General features: G+C 65.3%; 23 protein-coding genes. 17 read left to right on the top strand and 6 right to left on the bottom strand.

Annotated features, from left to right (window positions below):
* Positions 1–3: 3 nt before the first annotated feature.
* The 7 genes from AC5RWX_RS03440 (at position 4) to fdhA (ending at position 7,138) form a co-directional block, all read left to right on the top strand.
* Entirely contained in the window at positions 4–387 is a 384-nt protein-coding gene (locus tag AC5RWX_RS03440) for a DUF2304 domain-containing protein (protein ID WP_493938700.1), read from the top strand.
* Positions 384–1,496: a glycosyltransferase gene (locus AC5RWX_RS03435; protein ID WP_493938701.1), complete on the top strand. Its 1,113-nt coding sequence runs from the start codon at positions 384–386 to the stop codon at positions 1,494–1,496. The genes AC5RWX_RS03440 and AC5RWX_RS03435 overlap by 4 nt, the downstream gene beginning before the upstream one ends.
* Positions 1,489–2,634, top strand: coding sequence for a glycosyltransferase (locus tag AC5RWX_RS03430; RefSeq protein ID WP_493938702.1), 1,146 nt, complete (start codon positions 1,489–1,491; stop codon positions 2,632–2,634). The genes AC5RWX_RS03435 and AC5RWX_RS03430 overlap by 8 nt, the downstream gene beginning before the upstream one ends.
* A 236-nt stretch (positions 2,635–2,870) precedes the next feature.
* Positions 2,871–3,614 carry a glycosyltransferase family protein gene (locus AC5RWX_RS03425; protein ID WP_493938703.1) on the top strand — a complete coding sequence of 248 codons (744 nt, stop codon included), beginning with the start codon at positions 2,871–2,873 and terminating at the stop codon, positions 3,612–3,614.
* Between the two features lie 27 nt (positions 3,615–3,641).
* Positions 3,642–4,718, top strand: coding sequence for a non-hydrolyzing UDP-N-acetylglucosamine 2-epimerase (wecB, locus tag AC5RWX_RS03420; RefSeq protein ID WP_493938704.1), 1,077 nt, complete (start codon positions 3,642–3,644; stop codon positions 4,716–4,718).
* Positions 4,719–5,066: 348 nt separating this feature from the next.
* Entirely contained in the window at positions 5,067–5,837 is a 771-nt protein-coding gene (locus AC5RWX_RS03415) for an MIP/aquaporin family protein (RefSeq protein ID WP_493938705.1), read from the top strand.
* 86 nt (positions 5,838–5,923) lie between these two features.
* Complete coding sequence (gene fdhA, locus AC5RWX_RS03410) at positions 5,924–7,138, top strand: formaldehyde dehydrogenase, glutathione-independent (RefSeq protein WP_493938707.1); 1,215 nt, start codon at positions 5,924–5,926, stop codon at positions 7,136–7,138.
* Positions 7,139–7,255: 117 nt separating this feature from the next.
* On the opposite strand, the gene AC5RWX_RS03405 is transcribed toward fdhA, so the two are convergent.
* Positions 7,256–9,067, bottom strand: a complete 1,812-nt coding sequence (locus AC5RWX_RS03405; protein ID WP_493938708.1) for an ABC transporter ATP-binding protein — start codon at positions 9,065–9,067, stop codon at positions 7,256–7,258.
* A 207-nt stretch (positions 9,068–9,274) separates the two neighbouring features.
* On the opposite strand from AC5RWX_RS03405, the gene AC5RWX_RS03400 reads away from it, so the two are divergent.
* The 7 genes from AC5RWX_RS03400 to AC5RWX_RS03370 all read left to right on the top strand — a co-directional run bounded on the left by AC5RWX_RS03400 (position 9,275) and on the right by AC5RWX_RS03370 (position 14,053).
* Positions 9,275–10,501: a TadA family conjugal transfer-associated ATPase gene (locus tag AC5RWX_RS03400; protein WP_493938709.1), complete on the top strand. Its 1,227-nt coding sequence runs from the start codon at positions 9,275–9,277 to the stop codon at positions 10,499–10,501.
* The gene (locus AC5RWX_RS03395) at positions 10,498–11,355 is read left to right on the top strand and encodes a type II secretion system F family protein (protein ID WP_493938710.1); all 858 of its coding nucleotides are present in this window, start codon (positions 10,498–10,500) and stop codon (positions 11,353–11,355) included. The genes AC5RWX_RS03400 and AC5RWX_RS03395 overlap by 4 nt, the downstream gene beginning before the upstream one ends.
* Positions 11,352–12,293, top strand: coding sequence for a type II secretion system F family protein (locus AC5RWX_RS03390; protein ID WP_493943420.1), 942 nt, complete (start codon positions 11,352–11,354; stop codon positions 12,291–12,293). The genes AC5RWX_RS03395 and AC5RWX_RS03390 overlap by 4 nt, the downstream gene beginning before the upstream one ends.
* A 94-nt stretch (positions 12,294–12,387) precedes the next feature.
* Positions 12,388–12,576 (top strand): hypothetical protein, encoded by a 189-nt coding sequence (locus AC5RWX_RS03385; protein ID WP_493943782.1) that lies wholly within the window; start codon positions 12,388–12,390, stop codon positions 12,574–12,576.
* A gap of 103 nt (positions 12,577–12,679) precedes the next feature.
* Positions 12,680–13,024, top strand: coding sequence for a TadE family protein (locus AC5RWX_RS03380; protein WP_493943419.1), 345 nt, complete (start codon positions 12,680–12,682; stop codon positions 13,022–13,024).
* A 79-nt stretch (positions 13,025–13,103) separates the two neighbouring features.
* Positions 13,104–13,553 carry a hypothetical protein gene (locus AC5RWX_RS03375; RefSeq protein WP_494077048.1) on the top strand — a complete coding sequence of 150 codons (450 nt, stop codon included), beginning with the start codon at positions 13,104–13,106 and terminating at the stop codon, positions 13,551–13,553.
* A complete protein-coding gene (locus tag AC5RWX_RS03370) occupies positions 13,550–14,053 on the top strand; it encodes a pilus assembly protein TadG-related protein (protein ID WP_493943417.1) in 504 nt (167 codons plus the stop codon). The genes AC5RWX_RS03375 and AC5RWX_RS03370 overlap by 4 nt, the downstream gene beginning before the upstream one ends.
* Before the next feature lie 380 nt (positions 14,054–14,433).
* Here the strand turns inward: AC5RWX_RS03370 and AC5RWX_RS03365 are convergent, their stop codons facing one another.
* The 4 genes from AC5RWX_RS03365 to AC5RWX_RS03350 form a co-directional block, all read right to left on the bottom strand.
* Entirely contained in the window at positions 14,434–16,665 is a 2,232-nt protein-coding gene (locus AC5RWX_RS03365; RefSeq protein WP_493943416.1) for an ATP-binding cassette domain-containing protein, read from the bottom strand.
* 46 nt (positions 16,666–16,711) lie between these two features.
* On the bottom strand, positions 16,712–18,364 hold the full coding sequence (locus AC5RWX_RS03360) for a serine/threonine-protein kinase (protein ID WP_493943415.1): 1,653 nt from the start codon (positions 18,362–18,364) through the stop codon (positions 16,712–16,714).
* Positions 18,365–18,367: 3 nt separating this feature from the next.
* Entirely contained in the window at positions 18,368–19,981 is a 1,614-nt protein-coding gene (locus AC5RWX_RS03355) for a trypsin-like peptidase domain-containing protein (RefSeq protein ID WP_493938764.1), read from the bottom strand.
* A gap of 318 nt (positions 19,982–20,299) precedes the next feature.
* Complete coding sequence (locus AC5RWX_RS03350; RefSeq protein WP_493938765.1) at positions 20,300–21,196, bottom strand: alpha/beta fold hydrolase; 897 nt, start codon at positions 21,194–21,196, stop codon at positions 20,300–20,302.
* 171 nt (positions 21,197–21,367) lie between these two features.
* Here AC5RWX_RS03350 and AC5RWX_RS03345 point away from each other — a divergent pair, with 171 nt between their 5' ends.
* Positions 21,368–21,784: an ester cyclase gene (locus tag AC5RWX_RS03345; RefSeq protein ID WP_493938766.1), complete on the top strand. Its 417-nt coding sequence runs from the start codon at positions 21,368–21,370 to the stop codon at positions 21,782–21,784.
* Positions 21,785–21,879: 95 nt separating this feature from the next.
* On the opposite strand, the gene AC5RWX_RS03340 is transcribed toward AC5RWX_RS03345, so the two are convergent.
* On the bottom strand, positions 21,880–23,181 hold the full coding sequence (locus AC5RWX_RS03340; RefSeq protein WP_493938768.1) for a S8 family peptidase: 1,302 nt from the start codon (positions 23,179–23,181) through the stop codon (positions 21,880–21,882).
* A 399-nt stretch (positions 23,182–23,580) separates the two neighbouring features.
* Here AC5RWX_RS03340 and prfB point away from each other — a divergent pair, with 399 nt between their 5' ends.
* A complete protein-coding gene (gene prfB, locus AC5RWX_RS03335) occupies positions 23,581–24,699 on the top strand; it encodes a peptide chain release factor 2 (protein ID WP_493938769.1) in 1,119 nt (372 codons plus the stop codon).
* Positions 24,700–25,017: 318 nt separating this feature from the next.
* Positions 25,018–26,223 carry a substrate-binding domain-containing protein gene (locus AC5RWX_RS03330; RefSeq protein ID WP_493938770.1) on the top strand — a complete coding sequence of 402 codons (1,206 nt, stop codon included), beginning with the start codon at positions 25,018–25,020 and terminating at the stop codon, positions 26,221–26,223.
* Positions 26,224–26,294 lie beyond the last annotated feature (71 nt).

Raw genomic sequence — 26,294 nt, 5'->3', positions numbered from 1 at the left:
CCCATGCTCATAGTCGTCCAAATTGTCCTGGTCCTGGCCGTCATGCTCGGCGCGCTGGCGCTGATGCGCGGGGGCCAGAATGCGCGTCACCAGGCGGTGCGCCGGATCGTGCTGGTGCTCTTCGCCGTGATGGCGGCGCTGTCCGTGTTCTTCCCGGGCATGCTCACCGCGGCAGCGAATATGCTGGGCATTGGCCGCGGCACCGACCTGGTGCTGTACGGACTGATCGTGTGTTTCCTGATTTTCATGGCCAGTTCGTTCCAACGCACCCGCCAGCTGGAGGAGCGGATTACCAAGTTGGCCCGCCGGATCGCGCTGGATGAAGCGCCGCGCCCGGAGGATGCGGCCGGACCCGATGACCCCGCGCGGCCGGGGAGCGGCGCATGACGGTGCCGGAAGCCGAAATCGTGATTGCCGTGCACACCGCGGACCGGCCCGTCAGGCGGGCGGTGGAATCCGTGTTGGCCGCGGCGCCGGGGCGTGTCGGCGCTACGGTGGTGTGCCACAACATGGATCCCGGCGCAGTGCGCGGACAGCTGGCGGGCCTTCCGGAGACTGTGCGGCTGCTCGAACTGGCCGACGGCATTCCGTCCCCGGCCGGCCCGTTCAACTATGGCCTGGACCAGGCGAGGGCCGGGTTCGTCGGCATCATGGGCTCGGACGACACGCTGGAGCCGGGAGCGGTGTCCGCCTGGTTGGATGCCGCCCGAGCCACCGGCGCTGCCGCCGTCATCGCACCGCTCCGCTACCGCGGCGGCCCGCGGATCCTGACCCCGCGCGCCCGCGTGTTCCGCGGACCGCTGGTGGATCCGCTGCGCGACCGGCTGGCCTACCGGACCGCGCCGCTGGGACTGATCCGGCGCGAGGCGCTCAGCCGGCTGGGGCTGCGGCTGAGCCAGAGCCTGCGCACCGGCGAGGACCTGGAATTCGGCCTACGGCTCTGGTTCTCCGGCGAGAAAATCGCTTATCCGGCCCACGCCCCGGCCTACCTGGTGGGGCAGGACGCAGACGAACGCGTGACGTCCGCGGTGCTGCCGCTGGACAGCCAGTTCCGGGACGTCACTGCGCTGGTTTCCGGGGACTGGTTTCCGGCGCTGCCCGCCGCGCAGCGGGAAGCCATCGCGGTGAAGCTGCTGCGCGGCCACGTGATCAGCGCGGCCGTCCGCCGAGGTGCGGAGTTCGCCTGGGAAGCCGAGGACCGGAAGGCGATTTCCGCCGTCTTACGTTCGCTGACCGCCGCCGCACCCGGCGCGCCGCGCCTGCTCAGCGCCCCGGACGAACGCTTGCTGCTGGTGCTGCGTGATGCGGCTTCCGGCACGGCAATAGCGGCTGAATTACGACGGCGCGCGGCCGCGAACGCGCTGCAGCGCACCTTCACCCGGCGCTGGCTCGCGAACGTCCGGCGCGAAGCGCCGCTGCGGACCAATGCCAACTCTGTCGTAGTGGCGGCTATGGCACGCTACTTGGATCCGGACGAAAGGCGGCCCTGTGATTGAGCCCCAAACCCTGCTGATTCTCTCATTGTCACCGTTGCGCCGAGATCCGCGCGTACTCAAGCAGATCAACCTTTTCAAAGCCCGATACAACGTCATCACGTGCGGATACGGGCCCTCGCCGGACGGTGTGGCGGAGCATATCCAAATCAACGACCAGCTGGTGGGATGGCCGCGGGACCCACAACGCTTAGCCCTGCGGCGGTACACGGACGTTTACTGGAGCATCGGCGGTGTGGCCGAAGCGTTCCGGTTGCTGCGCGGACGGAACTTCGACGCAATCCTTGCCAACGACCTGAACACCGTCCCGCTCGCCGTGAGCCTCGGCAGTACTCACGGCGTGCACGCAGACCTGCATGAGTTCGGGCCGAAAGAGCATTTCGACAAGCCTGCCTGGCGCGTCCTCGTGGCTCCCTACATGCGGTGGATCTGCCGCATGTACCTAGGCAAGGCCGCCTCGGTCACCACCGTTTCGAAGGGAATTGCCCGGCAGTACGAAGCCGACTTCGGCGTTAAGGCAGACGTGGTGACCAATGCGGCGCCCTACGTGGACAAGGCCCCGCGCAAGACGCCCGACACCATGCGCCTGATCCACAGCGCAGGCGGACAGCGCTACCGAAAGATCGAGGACATCATCGAGGCATTCCGGGACGCACCAAAGCACCTGGAACTCGACCTCATCGTGATGCCCAATGAGCCCGACTACGTCGCCGAACTGAAACGCCTGGCGTCTGAGATCCCACAGGTGCGTTTCCGCGACCCTGTCCCGTACGACAAGCTCGTGGATACCGTGGCAGAGTACGACGTGGCCATCGCCTATCTCCCGCCGACGAACTTCAACCTTGCCCAGGCCCTGCCGAACAAGTTCTTTGAAGCCGTCCAGGCGAGGACTGCGCTGATCATTGGGCCTTCGCCGGCCATGGAGGAACTGCTGCAACGGCACGGACTGGGAGTTGCCGCGTCCAGCTTCTCGACCGAAAGCCTGCGGGAAGTCCTGCTGGGCTTGACCCCGGAGCGGGTGGATGACTGGAAACAGAACGCACACCAGGCAGCGCGGGAACTGTCGTCCGAATACCAGAACAAGGGGTGGGAGTCGTCTATCCACGCCTTGATGACAGCATCCGGGCGAGTGGCGGGGTGAAACCTAAATCTCCGCGCGTCCTTCATCTTTACGATGCTGCCGACGTTGGCGGCACGTTGGTGCGGTACGCACGCCAGCAATCGTTGCCTTGGAAGCAGTTTGATGTTCCGCCACCCGATCGCGACGTACGGCAGTTGCGAAATTCCCTGCGTCAAGCAACATGGCAGGTCAGGCGAGCCGTCGGCATCCTGGGCGCGGACCTCCTTCACGTGCATTCGGGATCGCGGGTAGGTATCGTGCGGTCCCGCCCGTACAAGCCCTTCGTCTTGCACTTCCACGGAACAGACATACGGACGCAGTTTTACGATCCTGCCCGGCATGCGCCCATCCAGTGGGGAGCCGACCACGCCGCTGCCGTGCTCTACTCCACGCCGGACCTGGCTGCCCATGCGCGCAGGGCACGGCCCGACGCCCTTTACTTGGCGAACCCGGTGGACCCGGAGTCGTTGCCGGCCTGGAACCCTTCGCAACGGCAGCGTATCGTCTTCGCCTCGCGATGGGAGACGTCCAAAGGGGGCCGCCGTCAACTCGACTTGGCTCGGTCCTTGGTCCAGGCGCTTGGCGATGACGTCGAATTCGAGGGCCTGGACTGGGGCGACGGGGCAGCCGAAGCCGCCGCCTCTGGTGTCCGTCTGGTCCCGCGCATGGCCAAGGAGCGTTACCTCAGGTGGCTCGCTGAGGCGCACTGCGTAGTCGGTCAAAGTGCAGGCATCCTGGCCATGAGCGAACTCCAAGCCGTGGCCATGGGCGTGCCCGTGGCGATGTCGCCGCTAGGCCGAGGTTTCTACCCGGCCCCGGTTCCGGTCCTGCAGGGGGAAGCCGAAGCGTTGATTGAACAGATCCGCTGGGTCCTGACAGATCCTCGGGCAGCTTCAGCCAGTCTAGGGGGCACTTCCTGGATAGAGGCCCACCACTCGCCACGGAAGGCAGTCGCGCAGTTGGTGGATTTGTACGCGTCCATCGCCGCAGTGCAGGGATAGATACCTGCAGCCCAGTAGGCTTGTAGGATGCGGATTCTCAGCGTCGTCGGAGCGCGCCCCCAGTTCGTTAAGCTTGCCCCGATCGCGGAAGCCATGAACGGCCGGGCAGAACACGTTATTGTGCACACCGGCCAGCACTACGACGAGCTGATGTCGGATGTGTTCTTCCGCGACTTGGGAATCCCCGTCCCGGACCACAACCTGGGGGTAGGTTCTGCCAGCCATGGTAAACAGACAGCTGACATGCTTGCAGGAATCGAGGGCGTGCTGGAGCAGGAACGGCCGGATTGGGTCTTGGTTTATGGGGACACCAATTCCACCCTGGCAGCGGCTGTTGCAGCGGTGAAGCTACATCTGCCGCTGGCGCACCTCGAGGCCGGCCTCCGCTCCTTCAACCGGCGGATGCCTGAAGAACATAACCGGGTCTTGACGGACCACGCCGCCGACCTCCTCTTGGCCCCCACAGAGGTAGCCATGAAGCATCTGGCGGCGGAGGGCCTGAGCGCCCGCAGCCTGCGGGTAGGCGATGTCATGACCGACGTTCTCTTCCAGGTCCGCGACAGGGTATTGCGCGAGAAGCGGGCGCTGCCGGCGGGGCTGACGCCGCATAACTACTACGTGTGTACCATTCACAGACCGGATAACACCGACGACGCCGACCGCCTTCGAGCCATCGTGGCGTCTCTGGCTTCCCTCGACAAACCCGTACTGCTGCTGGCCCACCCGCGCCTTCAAGGTCTGGCTGCGCGCCACCGTATCGATCTCGCCATGGGGAACCTGCAGGTCGCTGCCCCTTTGGCATATCCCGATTTGGTGAACGCCGTGAGCAACAGCGCGGGCGTAGTCACCGATTCGGGCGGTCTGCAAAAGGAAGCCTTCCTTCTGCGCACGCCTTGTACCACCGTCCGCCCGGAAACCGAATGGGTGGAAACAGTCGAGCTCGGCTGGAACCAGTTGGTGAGCGACGATCTGTCCCAGCTGGCTCGGACGGTGCAGCGTCCGCAGCCAATCTCTACCAATGACGAGCCTTACGGAGACGGTCACGCTGCGGTGCGGGTCGTGTCCGCTCTGCTGGAAAGCCCCCATCCATACCGGGGCGACTGAACCCGAAAAGCCCGCACGGCCATAGCGCTGCAGCGGCCATGACCGTATTGGACAACCGGCGAGCACTTTCGCTCTTGGCTGCCGGAGCTGGCTGCAAGAGCACCACGACCGGCGTTTTGCGCGACCTCTGGCCGGGATCTACGGCCGGACAGGTAGTCCGCCCGGCCGCTGCTCCGGGGGCACAGCATGGCAGGACACTCCCTCGTTCTGGTTAATGGATGCCAATTATCTGCTCCTATTGACGCCCTTCGGAAGCCCGGAATAGACTCTCAGCACTTCCACCTCGTTCCATTTTCGTAACATTTCCTCGTTTGCTACATGGAATGGTGCAAAATGACTCCGACCTTAATGCGACGGCTTGCGGCCGAGGTAATCGGTACGGCGATTCTGGTGACTTTTGGGGTCGGGTCGGTGCTGGGGGCGCTGACTGTGGGCGCCGGGGACCTGACCTATCCGGGCGTAGGGTTTATTGCCCTAGGCTTTGCCATTGCCATCGCTGTGGCCATCTACGCCTTCCTGGCGGTCTCTGGTGCGCACATCAATCCCGCCGTGACCTTCGCGCTGGCGGTGACCAGACGCTTTTCCTGGGTGGAAGTAGTTCCCTACTTCCTGGCCCAGCTGATCGGCGCGACTGTCGGCAGCCTCCTGCTGGTTGCGTCATTCGGCACGAAGGCCGTGGACTTTGGTGGAGGTGCTACCACGTTGGGTGAAGGGGTCTCCTACGGCCAAGGCATTGTCGCGGAGGCGGTGGGAACCTTTTTGCTCATGCTCTCGATCATGGCGGTGGCGGTGGACAAGCGGGCGCCGAAGGGCTGGGCGGGCTGGATCATCGGGCTCGCTGTCGCGGGAGCCATTTTGGTCATGGCTCCGCTGACCGGCGGTTCGCTCAACCCGGCCCGGACCTTCGGCCCGAACCTCGTGCAGTCCATCTTCGGGGGCGCGGTCGAATGGTCCCAGTACCCGCTCTACATACTGGGTCCTTTCATCGGCAGCTGTGCCGCCGCCGTTGCCTACGATTTGGTCGTCCGCCCGCGCGAAGTCCCCGAGGGCGAGCCACGCGCCGACCTACCGCCAAGAGCGGTGGAAAAGGACGATAAACCCGGTTCCGACAAAGGATAAAAACACGTCGAGAAATAACAAAATGCGGCTGCGCAAGGTCCGTCGACTTTAGCGCGGTTTCGGGATGAAAAACGAGAGGAAAGACCATGACGGGAAATCGTGTAGTCGTCTACAAGGGCCCAGGGGAAGTTGCGGTTGAATCGATCGACTACCCAAAGCTGGAACTGCCTTCCGAAGTCGCCAACAAAATGGGAATCCAGCAAAAGGCACCGCACGCCGCGATCCTCAAGCTGGTAGCGACCAATATCTGCGGCAGCGACCAGCACATGGTGCGCGGGCGCACCACCGCACCGGTTGGCCAGTCGCTCGGTCACGAAATTACCGGCGAGGTGGTCGAGACCGGTGACGACGTGCTCTTCGTGAAGGAGGGCGATATCTGCTCGGTGCCCTTTAACATCGCCTGCGGCCGCTGCCGGATGTGCAACGAAGGCAAAACCGGCGTCTGCCTCAACGTGAACCCCGCCCGGCCCGGCGCGGCCTACGGCTACGTAGACATGGGTGGCTGGATCGGCGGCCAGGCCGAGTACGTGATGGTGCCGTATGCGGACTTCAACCTGCTCAAGTTCCCGGACCGGGACCAGGCGCTGGAGAAGATCCTGGACCTGACCATGCTCTCCGACATCTTCCCGACCGGCTACCACGGTGCGTTCACCGCCGGCGTCACCACGGGCTCCACGGTCTACATCGCCGGAGCGGGGCCGGTGGGACTGGCCGCGGCCTTCTCCGCGCACGTGCTGGGCGCCTCGGCTGTCGTCGTCGGCGACATGAACGCCGACCGGCTGAGGCAGGCCGAAAGCTTCGGCTGCGAGACAATCGATCTGAGCCAGGAAGGCTCGTTGCCGGAAAAGATCGAGCAGATCCTCGGCGTCCCCGTGGTTGATGCGGCGGTGGACGCGGTCGGGTTCGAGGCCAAAGGGCATGGGCCCGACGCCGAGGAGGCGCCGGCGACGGTGCTGAACGACATCATGTCGGTGACACAGGTGGGCGGCGCCTTGGGCATCCCCGGGCTCTACGTCACCGGAGATCCGGGCGGCATCGACGAGAACGCGAAGGTCGGCCAGATCGGTGTGCAGCTGGGCACCGGCTGGGCGAAGTCGCTCTCGTTCACCACCGGGCAATGCCCGGTGAAGCGGTACAACCGCAGGCTGATGGACCTGATCCTGGCCGATAAGGCCAACATTTCCAAGGCCGTGAATGCCACCACGATCAGCCTGGACGAGGCGCCCCAGAGTTACCGGGAATTCGACCAGGGAGCGGCCAAGAAGTATGTGATCGATCCGCACGGAATGGTTGCCGCATAGGCGCCCCTCCAGATAAGCGGCGGCGGCTGCATCTCGGTCGGGGGCCCGAGGGCAGCTGCCGCTGACGCTTGCAGTCGCCGTCCGTCGCGGCTGAGGTCTGCCGTCGCTGACCGTCTCTTACCGGTGTTCGTCTACCGGTTTCTTGCCCAGGCCCGCCAGGGCAGCCTGCTCCGCGAAATCCGGCACGCTGGCCACCACCTCGTCGAAGGTGCCGGCGGCCGCCACCGTTCCGCCGCGCATGAAGAAGACGATGTCCGCGTCCCGGATCGTCGCCAGCCGGTGCGCCACGGTGATGACGGTGACGTCGCCGTGCAGCTGCCGGATCGCCGTCGTTACGGCCGCCTCGGTGGCGGTGTCGAGGGCGGAGGTGGCCTCGTCCATGACCAGCACCCGGGGGTTGTCATAGAGCGCACGGGCAATGCCGAGCCGCTGCCGCTGTCCGCCGGAGAGCGCCATGCCGCGCTCACCCACCAGGGCGTCCAGGCCGCCGTCGCGCTCCAAAACCGTGTCCAGCAGTTGTGCGCGGCGCAGGGCAATGGTCACGCGCTCCGAGTCCACCCGGGCTTGGTCCCACGCCAAGGCCACGTTCTGTGCGATCGACGCGTCGAAGAGCGAGACTTCCTGCGGCACATAGCCAATGCGCCTGCGCCAGGAGTCCAGCACGAACTCCATCGGTTCGCCGCCGACCATGATGTGTCCGTGGCTCGGCTCGAGGAGCCCCAGGAGCAGGTCCACCATGGTTGATTTGCCGGCCCCGGATGCGCCGACGAAGGCCACGTGGCTGCCGGCCGGAATCCTGATGTTCACGTTGTGCAGTGCCGGTGCCGCCGCACCCGGGTAGCTGAAGGCGACGTCTCTGAGCTCTATGTCCGCGGCGTTGTCCGGGAGTTCGTGCTGCGGGCGCTCATCGCGCTGCCGGTTCATTTCGGCTTCGCCCTCGTGAATGTCTTCGACGATCTGCCGGGCAAAGGATGCGCTGGTGTTCACCGAGGACTGCACCGCCTGCATGCGCGTCAGCGAGGGGATCAAGCGGAATCCCGCGACGGCGAACAGGCCGACGGCGCTGACCGCGCCAGCGGGTCCGCCGGTCAGGTAACCCACGCCGCCCAGCAGTGCGAAGCCCAGGACCAGCGCGGTCTCCAGCACGTAGCGCGGAATCTGCGAAATTTGGATGGCGCCGGCGCGCGCAATCGAGGACTTGGTGCGGGTGCCGTGCACCTGTTCCTGCACCTCGGGCCCGCGGCCGGCCAGCGTGATTTCCTTGAGCGCGCCCAGCGCCTCGTACAGGGTCTTGGCCGTCCGGTTGGACCACTCCCGGTTCTCCCGGCCGATCGCCACGGCGCGGGGCGAGATCACCTTCGCCAGCAGCAGCGCCACCAGCCCCAGGTAGATCATGGTCACCACCGCGATCAGCGGCTGCGCCACAAAAAGCACGACGACGACCGCGGCCAGCGTGCCCAGCTCGCCGAAGAGGCTCATCGCCGGCATCAGCACGCCGGAGACCGTGATCCCGACGCCGACATCGACCGACCGGACTATCTCGGCTGAGTTGCGGCCGAGCCGCTTCTCCCACGGAGAGGCCAGATAGGCGGCAAACAGGCGGTCGCCGATGGCCACCTCATGGCGGGCGAAGCGTTTGGTGGCGATGCGCAGCAGCAGCACCGCCAAAATGCCCTTGAGCACGATCAGGAGGCAGATGAAGGTGAGGATCGGCAGCGCCATGCCGTTTTCGGCGACGTTGCCCAGCAGCGGCAGTTCCGCGTCGGAGCTTCCCACCAGGGCCGGCAGGAGCGCGGCGATCAAACCCAGCGCGACCACGTCCAGCAGGGCCAGCCCCGCGGACGCCGTGCCGTAGCCGGTGAGGAAACGCCGGCTGCCGGCCGGCAAGGTACGCAACAGCGGCACAAGGACGTCGTAGATGCTTTTCATACTGCCCCTCAGCCTATTGCATCGCGCCTTTATCACCCGCGGCACCTTCTGACCAGTGGCTGATGAAAGTTGGGACGGGTTTTCCACAATCCGGCTGCCGGGGCTAGCCCGCCGGAAGATTGGTCACCTAGGGTTCAGTGCAAGCGGCTGCCCGCCGGTCTCAACTTCGCGGGGCGGTTGTGCTTGGGGGTTGAAAAGGGGGAACGGATGGATGGCATCCGTATTGTCGAGGGTGAGGTCCGCGAACTGATCCGCCAACGTGGACTGGACCCTGCCCGCCAAGGTCCGGAGGTCCGCCGGCTGGTCGAAGCTGCGGTGACCGACTATGACGAACGGTCCTTGCTGGGATCCCTTCCTCCGCTCGGGCATTTGGACCATGCCCGCAAGTACATTTTCGATGCCGTGGCCGGCTTCGGACCCTTGCAGCCGCTACTGGACGATCCCTCGATTGAGGAAATCTGGATCAACTCGCCGTCGGAAGTGTATGTAGCCCGAGGCGGCGAATCCGAGCTGACGTCGGTGACGCTCACGCAACAGCAGGTGCGGGATCTGGTGGAGCGGATGCTCAAGTCCTCCGGCCGCCGTTTGGACTTGTCCTCGCCCTTTGTCGATGCGGCCCTGCCAGACGGGTCGCGGCTGCATGTGGTCATTCCCGACATCACCCGCCAACACTGGGCCGTCAACATCAGGAAGTTCATCGCCCGCGCGTCCCGGTTGGAGCACTTGGTGGAACTGGGATCGTTGACGCCTGAAGCATCCCGGTTCCTTGGGGCGGCAGTCAGCAGCGGGCTGAACATCCTTGTCTCCGGAGCTACTCAGGCGGGGAAGACCACGATGCTCAATTGCCTGGCGGCCGCTATCGGCAGCCGGGAGCGCGTTGTCACCGTGGAAGAGATCTTCGAACTGCAATTGCCCCTGCGCGACGTCGTCGGACTCCAGTGCCGACAACCGAATCTGGAAGGCGAAGGAGCCATACCGCTGCGGCGCTTGGTCAAAGAGGCCCTGCGGATGAGGCCCGATCGGTTGATTGTCGGAGAGGTCAGGGAAGCCGAAAGCCTGGACATGCTCGTGGCGCTTAACAGCGGAATGCCTGGCATGTGTACGGTGCATGCGAACAGTGCTCACGACGCCATTACCAAGATCTGTACGCTGCCGCTGTTGGCGGGTCAGAACATCTCGTCAGCCTTTGTGGTCCCAACTGTGGCCTCGTGCATCGATCTCGTCGTCCATTGTGCCCGAAGGGCTGACGGCCGGAGGCAGGTCGTGGAGATTGTTTCGCTGGGCCGCCGAGTGGAGAACGGCGTCATCGAGACGTCCACCGTTTTCAGCCGGCAGGGTGGCCAGTTGCAGGTTAGTCCCTCCGCAAGTCCAGCGGAGGAGAAGTTTGTGCGCGCCGGATACGAAGTCATGCAACTGCTGGAACCCGTGCCATGACGGCAGCGGCGGGACTTGTAGGTGGTATCGGGCTGTTTTTGATCTGGTGGTCTTGCTGGGAAAGACCGCCGGTCAGACCCCCGCGGCAGAAGCGGCTTGGCCGGCTCCAGTTGCTGATCAATCAAGCGGGTATTGAAAAGGTTTCGTCGAGGGCGCTCCTGGCCAGCTGTGTGGCCATGGCAGCAGCGACTTTCCTGATCGTGTTTGCGCTGACGGCGTCGGGCCCGATCGCGGCCTGTTTCGGCTTGTTCGGAGGCTGGCTTCCGCTCGTTCTGGTGCGTTGGCGGGCGCGCCGCCGCACCGCCGCTTTACGCGAGATCTGGCCGGACGTCGTCGACCATCTCCGGTCGGCGATCCGAGCAGGACTGTCCCTGCCCGAGGCGCTGGTTCAGTTGGGCACACGCGGACCGGTGGAGTTGCGGCCGGCCTTTAGCGGGTTCGCGGCCGATTATCGGGCAGGCGGGCATTTTGACGATGCGCTGGAACGGCTCAAAGCCAGGCTGGCCGATCCCGTGGCTGACCGAATTGTCGAGGCGCTGCGCATGACGCGTGAGGTTGGCGGTACCGATCTGGGCAGGTTGCTTGGGACCCTGGCCGACTTCCTGCGCGACAGCGCACGGACCCGCAGCGAACTTGAGGCACGCCAGTCGTGGACGGTCAACGCTGCCCGGCTCGCCGTTGCTGCCCCCTGGATCATCTTGATGCTGTTGGCCACCAGGCCGGAGGCGGTGGCGGCCTACAACACCCCGCCTGGAGCCGCCGTCCTGCTAGGCGGCCTGGTGGTGTCGCTGGTGTGTTACCGCCTCATGCTGCGCATCGGCTCGCTGCCAGAAGAGGAGCGGGTACTCCGATGAACCAGACGGGGGCATGGACTGTGTTGATCGGCACTGCCCTCGGGGTGGGTCTGTGGCTGACGGCCAGCCGGTTGCCGTTCTTCCGAGCAACGAGATTTGCCGATCGTATTGCACCGCAGCTCAAGGCGATTGAGCTGAAGTCGCGGCTGTTGGACAGCGGGCCGGGAAATGTCACGCCGTTCGGTCCCTTGGAGCGGATTTTCCGGCCGGTCCTCCGGGATTCGGTCGCATGGCTGGGGCGATTCAATTACGGGTCGACCTTGCTCTCAAAGCGGTTGCTGCAAGCCGGGAGCAAGCAAAGCACGGTTGATTTTCGCGCCGAGCAAGTGCTGTGGGCGGTGGGCGGTTTCCTCATCGGCATCGCCTGGATGATCACATCGGCGGCAGGAGGCTTGCTGGATCCAGTACTTGCGGTGATTCTGACCGTCGGGCTGGCCGGTGGCGGGTTCATGCTGCGGGACTCCCTCTTGACGGCCCAGATTCGTCGTCGCGAGGCAAAGATGCTGGCGGAATTTCCCAGTTTGGCGGAGTTGATGGCACTTGCGGTCAGCGCCGGAGAAAGCGCGACCGGCGCACTGGAGAGAATCTGCCGCAGCGCTCGCGGCGAGCTGGCTCAGGAATTTGCCGTGGTGCTCGCCCAGACCCGCTCCGGTACACCAGTGCTAACGGCGTTGCAGGAGTTTTCACACCGGACCCGCTTGCCTGCGCTGGTGCGCTTCGTCGACGGGATCACGGTTGCTGTTGAACGCGGAACCCCGCTGGCTGATGTGCTGCGGGCACAGGCGCAGGACGTGCGCGATATGGCGAAACGGAATCTGATGGAGTCGGCCGGAAAAAAGGAAATCGGCATGATGGTCCCGTTGGTGTTCGGCGTCTTACCGCTCACGGTCTTGTTTGCCGTGTTCCCGGGAATCGCGTTGATCAATCTCGGGTGGTGAAGCACAAATGGAACCTGATGAGCCAAGTCGCTAACTGGGAAGGAACGAGGACATGACGAAACTATCGCTTAGGGTCGCTGCCATGATGACGCTGATGTGGAGCGGAGGGCTGGATCGCTTTCGAAAGTCGGTTCGGTCCGTGGACGGCGAACGCGGAGACGTCCCGGGGTGGGTGATGATCACTTTAATGTCGGCGGTCCTCGTGGCAGGCATCCTGGCTCTAGCCAAACCGGCTTTGGAAGGGCTGTTCAATGACGCCATTGGTCGCGTGACGCAGCCCTGACGTGGGATCGAGTCGTAGGGCCCGCCGGTTGCAGCAGTCCACCGAATCCGCAGTCGGCCGTAGTCCCGGGGATCAGGATCGCTCGGACCGCGGGTCGGCGAGCGTGGACTTCGTGCTGGTCGGTGGCGTCCTCACCCTGATCTTCGTGTCGATCATGCAGCTGACTTTGGTCCTGCATGTCCGCAACACGCTGATCGACGCCGCAGGGTCCGGTGCCCGCTATGGAACCTTGGCAGATCGAGGCGCCGCGGACGCGCAGGAGCGGACGGTTGCCTTGATCACCGCAGCGCTGACCGACGATTATGCCCAGGATGTCCACGTCGAGGAGGTCGTCCGGTCCGGCGTGCTTACCATGCGGGTCACGGTCCGGGCACCCTTCCCAGCGCTTGGACTGGTCGGCCCACACGGCGCCTTGGAGGTCGACGGTCATGCGGCGCTTCCACGCTAACCGCACAGTGGGTGGGCGCCCGGGGGCTGTGGTCCGCCGAGCCCATACCGAAGCGCCGACCGGTCGGAAGGGCGCGATGATGCGCCTGCGACGGCGGCTGAGCGACTGTCTGGGCGACGGCAGAGGCGGGGAAGCGGGAAGTGCGGTCGTTGAGTTTGTCTTCCTTGGAACGCTGCTCCTGGTGCCGGTGGTCTATTTCGTCATCGCCGTTTCGCAGATTCAGGCCGCCTCGTTCGCTGTCGTCAACGCGGCGGACCAGGCCGCGAAAGTGTATGCCGGGTCCGAGGAGGCCACAGCTGGAGGTCAAGCAGCACATCAGGCGGCGCTCTTGGCCGCGGGAGACTTCGGTATTGGCGCCGATCAACTCAATGTCAGGATTAGCTGCGGCAATGGTGCGTGTCTGGAACCCGGCTCCTTGGTCACGGCGGAAGTCTCGATTCTGGTGCCGCTGCCGCTGCTCAGCGGCACTGGACTGAGCATGGCAACCGTGAACTCCTCGGCAACCCAGATCGTGGAACGGTACGGATGACAGCCAAGAGACCTGCAGGTACCAGAGTTCCACGTGGCCCTAAGGCAGGCAGCAAACTGCGGGGGAGGAGCGGTGAAAGCGGCCAAGTACTGGTTCTGCTCATCGGCTTCGTCGTACTGAGCCTGCTGATTCTGACCGTGGTGATGGGGGCATCCACCGTCTACGTCGAAAGGAAAAAGCTGCTATCCGTCGCAGACGGTGCAGCGCTCGCAGCAGCTGATACTTTCGCCCTGGCCGACGTCGAGACGGGCGGGGGCGCTCCTGTCCCGTCGTTGAACGGCGCATCGGTGCGGGGATCAGTCCTGCGCTACTTGTCCGAGACTGAAGCCTACGGGCGATTCGACCAGCTGACCGTTGGCGCCGGCACCGGATCCCCAGAGCGGCGTACCGCGCACGTCGAGCTTAGCGCGGTGGTCCGGCCACCGGTGGTCAATTTCCTGGTCCCGGCCGGCATCCCGGTGACGGTCTTCAGCGACGCACGCTCTGAGCTCAGACGCTGACGCGCGAGCAGGCAGGGCCGCGGCCAGCAGGGTGAATGTTCTAGAGGGGCGCCTCGGATGTTGGGTTGGGTCAATTCCGGTTCTCTTAGCCGATCGTCATCGCCTGGGGTGCAGCCATCTTCGTCGGCAGCAGCTCCACAGATTCAGTAGCTCATGGTCTCCATCGCTATAAGCTTCGTGCCCCACGAAAAGCACGACGTTTCCAAGGCGCCCGCTGTCTCAAAAGGCTCAACGCGGCATGAAGACACCCGAGCCCGAGGTTATCCTCCACGAGCCGTACGATTCGGCGGAATACGACCCCCTGGCTTCGCTCACGACAATGCACCTAGGCCGCGAAGAGTCAGTCGCGACGGCGACCTAGGGGAGGGCGGGACAAAGGGTCAGCGCCACGGGTTTCGGGTTACGGAGCGTTGCAGCGTCCAACCCGCCAAGGCGAGGAATACCAGGGTTTGGGCACCGAGCAAACCGAGGTCGATGAGCCATTGCCCGGCGGTCGGTTCAAAGAGCGCGTCGACCTCGGGCGCAGGAGGTTGTTCAAGCCCCACTGTGGCCGCCGTGGCCGCGTAGCCGAAGCGAGCGGGAAGCAGCCAGGATACCTGCTCGAGGCCCGCACGTCCCGCGAGTTTGAACAGCCCACCGCACAGAATGAGCTGGGCCATCACCAAGGCGACGAGCGCGGGCATGGTTTGTTCCGTAGAGGTCGCGGCGGCCGAGATCGCCAGGCCGGCTACAGTCATTGTGACTCCGACTGCCGCCACCGCCACCGCGACCTCCAAGCGTCCATTACCCAGTATCCGGGCGTCGTCCGGTCCCGGGAGGCCGAGGAGGGCGAGCATGGTGAACACCACGCACTGGCAGGCCACCAGTGCACCGAGCACCACGACCTTGCTCAGTAGGTACGCAGATGGAGAAAGGCCAACGGCTTGTTCCCTTCGGTAGATCGGTCGCTCCACAACCAGTTCCCGCACGGAGAGCGCCGTACCCATGAGCGCGGCGCCGACCACGAGGACGACAAGCCTCTGCTGGACCTGAAGAAGATCACCTTGGGCTTCCCGCACCGACAGCCCCGCCCTTCCGGGAAAGGCATGCGCCATTAGCGCGAGCAGCATAGGCATCCCGACGAGGAGTACAACGAAAAGCCTATCTGCGGCGACGACGGCGATGTTACGTTGAATCAACGTCCAAAGCTGGAGTACCGGGGCCGCGCGCGGCGGCGCCGGCGCATCCGCCACCGGGACCGGCACTTCGGCCACCGCGGTCCGTCCCACATACGCGTCGCGGGCGGGGGAGCGCGCGTACCGGCCCACCCACGTCTGGTCCTCGAGTGCGGCGAACGCCGCTGGGTAGCTGTCCACCCCGAAGAAGGGGAGCACGTCAGCCGGCGGCCCGAAAAACGCCACCCGTCCGCCGCGGGCGAGGACGAGCACGCGGTCGCACTCATCCAGGGCCAAGACGCTGTGGGTGACCACCAGCACGACGCGGCCGGCATCGGCGAGAGAACGCAAGCTGCCCATGACTTGCTTGTCCAAGCCGGGGTCGAGTCCTGAGGTGGGCTCGTCTAGGAACAGTAGTTGGGGTGCAGTGAGTAGCTCCAAGGCGATCGAGGTCCGCTTGCGCTGCCCACCTGAAAGCGAATCAATCCGCTGGTCGATCTGGTTTGTCAGGTCCACCTCGGCGAGGACCTGGTTCACCCGCTGGTCCCGCTCGGCGGCTGTCGTGTCGGGCGGGAGCCTCAGTCGGGCGGCGAACTGGAGTGCCCGCCGGACAGTAAGCTGCCTGTGGAGGATGTCTTCTTGCGGCACCAGTCCCACGAGGAACCGGAGCTGGGCGTACTCGGTGTAAAGGTCCCGCCCGTTCCATGTGACATGCCCGCGGGTGGCAGGACGGAGCCCGGTGAGGGCCCCGAGAAGTGTCGACTTACCTGCGCCCGACGGCCCGATGACCGCCACCAGCGTGCCGGCCGGTACGGTGATCGACACATCGTCCATCAGGTGCGCGCCTGTCTTGGTGGTGACCTCCAAATGTCGTGCGCTGAACACGGGACGCTGCAATGGTCGTGCGGCCAACTCGGCCCCGTCCCAAGTCAGCGTGCTTGACCCGACGCCGATAAGATCACCGGGGCTGAGCGTCGCGTCATAACGGAGCGGTTCGCCGTTGAGGAAAGTGCCGTTGAAGCTCCGGGCATCGCGCAGGACGGCAAGTTCGCCGATCTCAATGCTGGCATGGTGTCGGGAGGCGAGCGGGTCGTCTACGACGATGTCGCACGAGTGCGACCGCCCGATAGTAACCACGCGCCGTGTCGTGGGGTGCCCGGGCGATTCGGTGCTTAGGACGAGCTCGGGTCCATCCAAGGCGCCGAGACGAAGCTGAAGGCCGCTGGCGGTGAGCGGCACCGGACCGTCCATCGCCCTGTCTGCCCCGACGACCCAGGTGCCGTTACGGCTGGCCTGGTCGGCAGCCCACCACTCGCCGTCGCTATGCCAAAGCCGGACATGCTCGCGGCTGACACGCTCGTCATCGACGCGGACGTCTGAGCCCACGTCCCGGCCCACGACGATCACCTGTAACGGCGCGAAGCTCCATTCACGTCCATCTAGCTGTACGTACAACATCGTTCCGTCCGGGGACTGTGGCTTGTGGCCCGGCATAGCGTACCCCTTACTCTGTCCGGTGCAGTGACTTTGCGACCTCGTCGAAGACTTCGCTGCGATCTTGGAACAGTGACGAGGGGGCGAAGAACACCAGGAGCTGAACTGGGTTGGTGTCTACGACGAAGACGCGGACTTGCAACGTGACGGAGGCGGAGAGGGGTATGGTCCCTTCCATGGCCTGCCCCTCGACCTCCCCGACAGTGGCCGCGCCGCGATCCACCAAGTGCGCGTCCCGCCCGGGCAGGAGGGCTTCGGCTGTGCTGGTTCGGGCTGCCGGGGACTGACCGGTCAGCCCGGCGGGCCGGTGGTAGATGGCGAGCCCGACGACGCTGGCCGGGTCCTCCTCAGCCGTCCGGGCGGCTGCTGTCGGCGCTTCCGGCTCGTCGGCGAAGAGCCCGGCGAGGTCCGCGTCGGACAGCACACTGACGGTGCTGTCGCCCGCCTCGCGGCCGCGCGCGGTCCAGCTTTCCGGGACATCGAGCGTGTAAGGGACACCATCAGAGTGGAAGGCCACGCGCTTGTCTCCGGACAGTACTCGCGGTAGCAGTAGACCAGCGGCCAGCAGCAGGAGGAGCACGGCGCCCAGCGCGGCTAGTCGCCCAACTCGTCCGCGCCGAGGGGCACCCTCGCGACGCCTCGGCCCGGCGCGCTGTCCGGCCTTGCGGGCGGGGCGGGCGGCGAGACCAGCACCCGCGGGCTGACCAGCTGCGATGGGGACGGCAAAGTCGGGAGCGTTGTCCGGCGCCGCGGCCGCGGGCTGGGTGACTGCGTTCGCATCGCTGGGGTTTTCCCGGGGCGTGCCACCGACGGCTAGGTCGTCCGTCATCATGGCGACCAAAGCGTCGCAAGTGGGTGGACGGTCCTCCCGCTGTTTCGCCATCCCGACTAGGATGGCGCGCTCGACGGCGGCCGGCACCTCCGGTCGTTCCTCGCGGAGGCGTGGCGGTTCCTCGGCCATGTGCGCCCAGAGCTGGGCGGAGTCGTCGTCGTGATCGAACGGCGGGTGGCCGGCGAGCAACGTGTACGCGACGCACGCCAGTGCGTAGACGTCGGCGCGGCCGTCGACGTCCTCGCCGCGGATCTGCTCGGGTGCGACGTAGTCCAGGGTGCCGAGGAAGTGACCCGCCGTCGTCATGCCGGTGGCGGACGTAGCACGCTTGGTCAGACCAAAATCGGTGAGGTAGACGTGGCGGCGGCCGTCCACCCGGTCGTCGGAGAGCAGGATGTTGCCGGGCTTCACATCCCGGTGGACGAGTCCGGCAGCGTGCGCGGCGTCGAGGGCGGCGCCGGTGTCGGCCAAGATGCGGAGTGCCTCGGGCAGTGGCAGTAGGCCGCGCGCATCGAGCTCCGTTTTGACATCCGTACCGTGTACGTAGCGCATGGCGATGTAGAGCAGCCCAGACCACTCCCCGGCGTGGTAAATGGGCAGGATGTTGGGGTGGTCTACGGAGGCGGCGAGCTTGGACTCGCGGACGAATCGCTGACGGAACTTCTTGTTGGCTGAGAGTTCGGGGGCAAGGAGCTTGAGTGCAACCGGGCGGCTGAGCTGGACGTCAAGCGCCCTGTAGACGACACCCATGCCTCCGCGGGCGATGAGCGACTGGATCCGGTAGCCCTCTATCTCGGCCCCGGGATCGAGGTAGTCCTGCAGATGATCCACGGGTCAACCGACCGGATCACCGCAGCCGGTACAAAACCTCGCACCCGGCAGCACCCGCCTGCCGCAGTGGGGACAGAAGTTCAAGGCTTCTCCATCGGCGAAGCGGGGCGCCAGTGGACCCGCTGCGCGGGTCTCGCCGCCGTCCCCGATCCGATCCACGTTGGCGTTCGCGTTCGGATTTGCCTCCGGAGTCGACGCTGCCGGCTTAACGGGTGCGGGGGGACGTGGCGGGGCCGGGCTTTGGTGCTCTGCGGCTCTGGCCCGAGCGGAGTCCGTCCACTCGAGGTCGTTCCGGACATCCGCCTGCTCGCGGCCGACCCGCGCAACCGTCGTCTGCACGGGTCGCTCGGTGCCGGCTCCGGAACGCTTCGCCGGGACTGCCGGCGTCACCGCGGGGGCGGCCTTCGGGCGGCCAGCGCCAGGAGGCGGGGTGCGGTTGCCAGCCGAAGTTGCGAACGCTCCGCGGCGCCGCAGGGCGAGGGCCCCCACGATGCCGGCCAGAAGCAGCACCCCGGCGATGATAGGCACGAGCACGGCCGGTGAAGGCCCGGTTGAGCCTGCGTTTGCAGCGGCCGATGAGCCGTCGGTGGCCTGCTCGTTCTTCATGGCGCGAGCCTCTTTAAGGTGACTCGTCGCGAGGGCGGAATCATAGTACGTCAAAGACTCTTCGAGAGCGCTTTCAGCGGATCCGCCTTGATTGTCCGATGAGAGGTGATCGATGCCCCGTCGGAACACGGCGTCGAATTTCGACGGTGACGCCTCCACACCTGCCTTTGCCATTGCCGCCCTAATGGCCGCGGCGGGTACTAGCGTGGCCGATCCGTCCGGCCGGCGGGGTCCGGCGAGTCCTAAAACCTGACCCGTCCGGTCGAGCACAGGTCCGCCTGACACACCGGCGTTTAGCGGCGCGGCGAGGTCTTTCGGGGAGCTGATTAGTCCGGCCGCCGCGTCTAACTTCACCGGAATCTCGGCCGGGCCTGCCTCGGGCGTTGGCCTTTTCGTGAAGCCCATCAGGAGGGTCTCGGCGCCGGGCGCAGTGTTTGGTGCGGCAAGCGCGGCGGTAGGTGCACCACCGCCGCCACTGATTCGCAGCAGCGCTACGTCGTGCGGCTTGGACGGGGCGTTGAGCAGTTCGGCCATAACTCCGCCTGGCTTGGTGGTGTAGGTGCGGACGTGGTACTGCGGGACGCGGAAGAGGATGCAATGCGTCACTTGGTTGTAGCAGTGCTGCAGGTGGGGCCCCCAGTGCGGGTCGGGAGTGGAGCCCCGCCGGCCCGGATTGCCTCCATTGCCGACGATGGGTACACCGATCACTTTGCGGAATAGTTCGTTCGCGGCATACACAGCCACTGCTCCCTCGTTGACTGCGAGGTTTTCCCAAGTGGTGGCCACGATCCCATCCGCGGAAGTCAAAACGCCGGTGGCATATCCCAAGGGAACAGTCGACCGGCCGCGGGAAATTTCCACCTCGCCGGTGGAGTGGTCGATGTGCGCGATCTCGGCGGCCGCACTTAGCTCGATCCGAACGAGCGCTGCCTTCGTACCTTCAGCGCCGCTGTCATGGCTTAGCGATCGAGACGCGGCGGGACTGTTGGCCGCGGCGGTCAGCGTTATCAAGGAAAGGATGCTGAGGAGAACTAGAAGGAGGACGGCGCGCATGTCACCCCTGCCGAAGCATCGAACTGACGGCGACAAGGATTCACTGTCGACAAGCAAGGTTCTCACTGTTGCCCCGTCCACTGGGCCAGAGGTTCCACTATGCCTTGCCGTGAGGTTAGCAGATCCAATTGTCAGCGGGAAGACATTGCGGCCTGCGCCGTTGTGACAGCATCGACTTTACAGACGCGTACTTAGCGTCTGCGCGACAAAAATAGACGGTGGCTGCACCCAAGGCATCCAGGTCGTCGAACCAACTCTCTGACCTACGTTCAGTGGTTAACGAAGCGCTTGCTGGTGCAATTGCTGCAGGGCTGTTTCGGCCGAGGCGTCCAGCACGGAGATGTGTCCGCCGCCGTCGACCAGTTGCAGTTCGGCGGAGGGCAGCCGGTCGGAGAGCCAGCGCGCCGTCGCCACCGGAACGTTCCGGTCCGCCGTGCCGTGCCAGATGAACGCCGGTACGCCGGGGTCCTCGACGGTGAATCCCCAAGGCGATGCGGCGAGCCCCATGTCGTCGCGCACTCCGGCCGTGCCGTGTCGCATGGCATCCGTCAAGAAGGCAGCGAACCGCAGGGCGGCACCGGCCCGGGCAGCGACTGCCTGGTCTGCCTCCGGCATGCTCTTGCCTGACGCGGCGATCATCTTCTCCGGGCTGCGCGTGCCGAACTTCATGAAGGCCAGCACGGCGGAGGTCAGACGCGGGCGGTGCTGTGCGAACTTGAGGACCCGGGCGACGTCGGGCGATCTGCCGTCGGCCAGACCGGGGACGTCGGAGGGGCCGGACCCGGAGACGATGCTGACGGCGTCGATCCGGTGCGGCATGCGGTGCAGGCAGGCGAGGGCGGACGGGGTGCCCATCGAATACCCCATCACGCTGAATTTCTGCAGGCCCAGCCGGTCCGCGAACGCGTCGACGTCGTCGGCCCATTCGAGAAGGGTGCGGCCCGGTTTGGGTGTGGACCCGCCGATGCCCGGCCGGTCCACCGCAAGCAGCCGCACACCTGCCTTCGCAGCGGCGTCATCCAAGTTGAAGAAAGCGGTTTCCAGCTTGCCGCTGGGAGCACCGTGGTGGTGCACCACCGGAGGGCCGGAGGGGTCGCCAAGATCGAAGTAGGCCAGCGTGCGGCCATCACCCACAGTGCAGTACTTTTCCTCGTACACGGTGCCCCCGTTCATTCCGGCCAAAACCCGATCAGCCTAGCAGCAGCACGGCCGGAGAAGATCACGTTTTTCAGCCACGGCTGGAGTTGTGCACGCCGTGAGGGCCACACATTTGCGGCGTGTCGCTGCGGCGCCGGTGGGAGCCTTAAAGCGGGGGAATTTCGAACCGAGGCAAGGAATCGGAAAATGGCTGGCGGATCAGGACTGATCGAGCGGTTCTACCGGGAGGTCATGGAGGAAGGGAATCTTGACCTGATCGACGAGTTGGGCAGTGAAAACTACACGGATCACGAAGAGCCCATGCCCGGGCAGCCGTCCGGCCTGGAGGGCATCAAGTTCTACGTGAAGACGTTCAGGTCGGCTTTCCCGGACATCAAGGCGAAGGCTATCGAGCCCACGATGGTCGACGGAGATCTAGAGGCGGCGCGCGTTGTCCTCACCGGTACCCATCAGGGCGAACTGATGGGCACGGCTCCCACCGGCAACACGGTGGAGTTCAGCGGGATCGACATCATCCGCATTCAGGACGGGAAAGTGGCGGAGCACTGGGGAGCGACCGACATGCTGAAGCTGCTTCAGCAGACCGGCGCCGTCCAGATGTAGCTCCTAGAGTTGAGACGCCGGCCGGTAGCTCGGGCCCCCGGCTGGCGCCCAGACCACGTCAGAGCGCGGGAGGAGACGCACTGTGCATAAAACCTCTAGTCGCCCCACTTGATGGTGGTGAGGTAGCCGAAGTATTGGCCGGAAGCCGGGCGGAGCGGGTCGCCCATGAACCCGTACTGGTTGTTCTGATTGTTGTACGCCTCGACTGCTGCGAGGAATCCCTTAATCACGGACTGCCCGTCGCCTTGGCACATCCCGCTGTCGATGCAGCGGGCCACAGAGCCGGCGACAGCCGGACTGGAGAAGCTGGTGCCGTGTGCCGTGTTGTAGAGGCCTCCCGGGTAGGTGGAGGTGATGCAGACTCCGGGGCCTGCAACGGTATGCGCAACGTCCGCAGCTTGGGTCGCGAAGTTGGAGAAGTTGGCGAAATGGTCGTCGGCGCTGGGAACTGACCCACCGCTGCAGATGGGCGTTGCCTCGCCGCCGGGACGGCCGTCGTAGTCCGCCATGGCGGTGGCGGTGAGCACCTCGTCATAGGTGGCCGGAATGGTATTCGCCAAGTCCGCCGCCGCATTGCCGGCGGCAACCGTCCAGGCGATCCCCTCCGCGGATCCCTGACAAATCATCTTGTGCAGGGCATCGACGCCGTTGCCGCAATTTCCCTGGTCCTGGCCAGGGCCGCCGATGCTGATGTTGGCGACCTGGATATCGTTTTGCGGGTCGGCATCCGTGCGCGTGGAGACTACCCAGTCGGCACCGCAGAGCAGCGCAGCCTCTGAGATGGTTCCCGCGTCTGACATGACACGGACGGACCAGAGCGGGGCGCCGTAAGCGGTGCCAATCACCCCGAAGGTGTTGTTCTCCGCCGCAAGAACTCCGGCAACCATCGTTCCGTGCCCTTTCGGGTCGACGGGAGTGACGTCGACCGCGGTGCCGGACGAGCAGTCCACGCCGCCAACGACGTTCAGGTCCGGGTGGGTGGCGTCGACGCCGGAATCGATGACGGCGGTGTTGACCATGATCTGCCGGCCGTTCTCGGCCGCCTCTTGGTCGGTGCCGCCGACTCGCTGCCACCACGTGGGCAGGAAGCCGGTGATCGAGGGAGACTGATTGTCCTCGGCCTCGTCCGCTGCCAACGTGAATTCCCGCTCGGGGGCAATGAAATCAACGGCTGGATCGGCACCGAGCTGCGCTTCCTCCGCAGCCGTCATGGTCACCGAGTAGCCTTTCAGCGCGTGTTCGTAGGTGCTTGAGAGCGTAAACCCGTACTTCTTCCCCTGCGCCTCCGCGGTGGAGTCGACATTCGTGACGCTGTCTTTGAGGACGACCGTGTAGCTGCCTTCTTCTGCGGCGGCAGCGGGTCCGGCAGCGGTGACAATGGTTGCGGCGGCCAGCACCAGCGCACTAACAGCCCCCAGAAGTCTTCGTGACCTGATTGGCTGCGGCGGCTGGCCGTTTCGCTGTCGTTCGGGTTTCTGCCTTTTTCGCCGGGTTTGAACCTGACCGTCACTTTGACTGGACATTGCAGCCTCCCCACAAGGTGGAACGTAAATCAGGATGCCCCGGTCCCCGTGCGCTGCGCGCGAACAACCGCACCTCGCACTCCCAAAGGTTATTGCAAGGTCCGGCGCGGGTGCTAGGGGCAGCCAGAAAGTGCAGGCAGGTTTTCCCGGCCCGCGCGGCCCACCTATGCACGGCCAGAACCGACGCCGACTGGGGACTTGGGGTCTCGCGAGGACGGAGGCCTGACCTGCCGGGGGAGAGGAATCCCCACCATGGCGTACGCTTGGAGAACCATGGCTGAGATCGACTTTCCCGCTGAAATCCGCGCGTTGCGCGCCACGTATGACTCCATCGAAGCAGTCTCCGACGTGGAGACGATCCGCAAGGATATCGCCGAGCTGAGCGAGCAGGCAGGCGTGCCGGACCTGTGGGACGACCCGGCCGCGGCGCAGAAAATCACCTCCAAGCTGTCGCACCGCCAAAGTGAGCTGGAACGGTTGGAGAAGTTGGCCGCACGGATCGAGGATCTGGAAGTCCTGGTGGAACTGGGTCAGGAAGACGCCGGCGACGAAGACTCCATGGCCGAGGCCGCCAGCGAACTGAACTCGCTCAAGAAAGCACTGGCAGAACTCGAAGTCGTCACGTTGCTGTCCGGGGAGTACGACGAGCGCGAGGCCGTGGTGACCATCCGCTCCGGTGCTGGCGGCGTTGACGCCGCTGACTTCGCCGAAATGCTGATGCGCATGTACCTGCGCTGGGCAGAACGCCACGGCTACCCGACCCAGGTGCTGGATACGTCCTACGCCGAAGAGGCCGGGCTGAAGTCGGCCACCTTTGAAGTCAAGGCACCGTTCGCCTTCGGCACGCTCTCGGTGGAGGCCGGCACCCACCGCCTGGTCCGGATCAGCCCGTTCGACAACCAGGGCCGCCGGCAGACGTCGTTCGCCGCCGTCGAAGTCATTCCGCTGATTGAACAGACCGACTCGATCGACATTCCGGACAACGAGATCAAGGTGGACGTGTTCCGTTCCTCCGGTCCGGGCGGGCAGTCCGTGAACACCACTGACTCCGCGGTCCGGCTGACCCACCTTCCCACCGGGATCGTGGTGTCGATGCAGAACGAGAAGTCGCAGATCCAGAACCGCGCCGCCGCATTGCGCGTGCTCCAGTCCCGGCTGCTGCTGCTGAAGAAGGAGCAGCAGGACGCGGAGAAGAAGGCGCTCGCCGGCGACGTCAAAGCCTCGTGGGGCGACCAGATGCGCTCCTATGTGCTGAACCCGTACCAAATGGTCAAGGACCTGCGCACAGAACATGAGGTCGGGAACACCGGCGCGGTGCTGGACGGCGAAATCGACGACTTCATCGACGCCGGCATCCGTTGGCGCGCCAACAACCGCAACGCGGATAACTAAACCTCAAGGCTGCCCAAAAGTCCGGTCGCTCCCTCTGGAGCGGCCGGGCTTTTTGCCGTCCGGGGACGGTCAGCAGGGGGGAGTCGCGTCTCGATGATAGGGCCGCGACTGGGTCACCCCACGGTTCCGGCGCCGAACTCAAGCCAGCTCTGCAACCGAATCGTGACCTGCTGCCAGGGCGCTGATGTTGACACTGCTGTGAGCCGCGCCATAGATTTACCGTAATCTGAATCACCTTTCAGGTTCGGGCGAGCCGACCATCAGGTTCAGACAGTTCCAGTTTTCTCCTCAGCAGATTCTTCAACGAAAGGCATCGGAGTGAAGGCAACAAAGAAGTTCCTGATGGCCGCAGCGCTGGCCACCGGACTTGCCGTGAGCGCATGCGCGCCAACCACCGGCGGCGAGACTGCCGGTGCGGCCGGCGAGGCAAGCAGTGCGCCCGAGAGCATCAACGTCGGCATCGTCTATTCCGAATCCGGCCCGCTCGCCGCCTATGGCGCGGCCTACCACCAAGGCCTGCAGGCAGGCATCGACTATGCCACCGAGGGCACCGGCGAGGTGAACGGCACCAAGCTGAACCTGACTTACCACGACGACGGCGGTGACCCCGACAAGGCGGTCAACGTCGCCAAGGACCTGATCGGCAAGGATTACAAGATCCTGGCCGGCACCGTGGTGTCCGGCATCGCGCTCAAGCTCGCCGAGCAGGCCGCGCAGAACAAGGTGCTCTACATCTCCGGCCCGGCCGCTACCGACGCACTGCAGGGCATCAACAAATACACCTTCCGTTCCGGCCGCCAGAGCCTGCAGGACGTGGCCACCGCGGGAACCTTCGTGGAGGACCTCAAAGGCAAGAAGGTAGTGGTGTTCGGCCAGGACAACGCGTTCGGCCAGGGCAACCTCGCCGCCGTCAAGGCCGTCCTCGGCGAGCAGGGTGCCGAGGTCGATGACGTCCTGGTGCCCGAAGACGCCACCGAGTTCACCCCGTTCGCCCGCCAGCTCATCGATGCGAAGCCGGATCTGGTCTTTGTTGCCTGGGCCGGGGCCACGTCGGGGTCCATGTGGCAGGCCCTGAGCCAGCAGGGCGCCTTTGACGCCGCTCCGATCGTTACCGGCCTGGGAGACGCCGCCACCTTCGGCGCGTACGGCGCAGCCTCGGACAAGATCAGCTTCCTGAACCACTACTTCCCCGGCGCGGCCGGAAACGACGTGGAGAAAGCCATGATCGAAAAGGTCGAAGCCGAGGGCAAGAAGGCGGACCTGTTCACTCCGGACGGCTTTGTTGCCGGCCAGATGATTGTCCAGGCGGTCAAGGAAGGCGGCACCGACGTCGACGCCATGGTTGCCGCACTGGAGGGCTACACGTTCGACGGACCCAAGGGCGAGACGACCGTCCGCGCCTCCGATCACGCGCTGCTGCAGGAGATGTACCAGGCCAAGCTCGTGAAGCAGGGCGGCGACTGGGCGCCCGAGCTGATCAAGGCGATCCCGGCCGACGCTGTGGCTCCGCCGGAAGCCAAGTAACCGAAGCCCCGCTGCACAGCTCCGGCTGCAGGGACCGCAAGGCGAGGAGCGCCGCCCGACCCACGCGGAGG

This window comes from Arthrobacter sp. SPT-J7, assembly GCF_059089965.1.
This window is presented reverse-complemented; position numbering and strand designations above follow the sequence as displayed.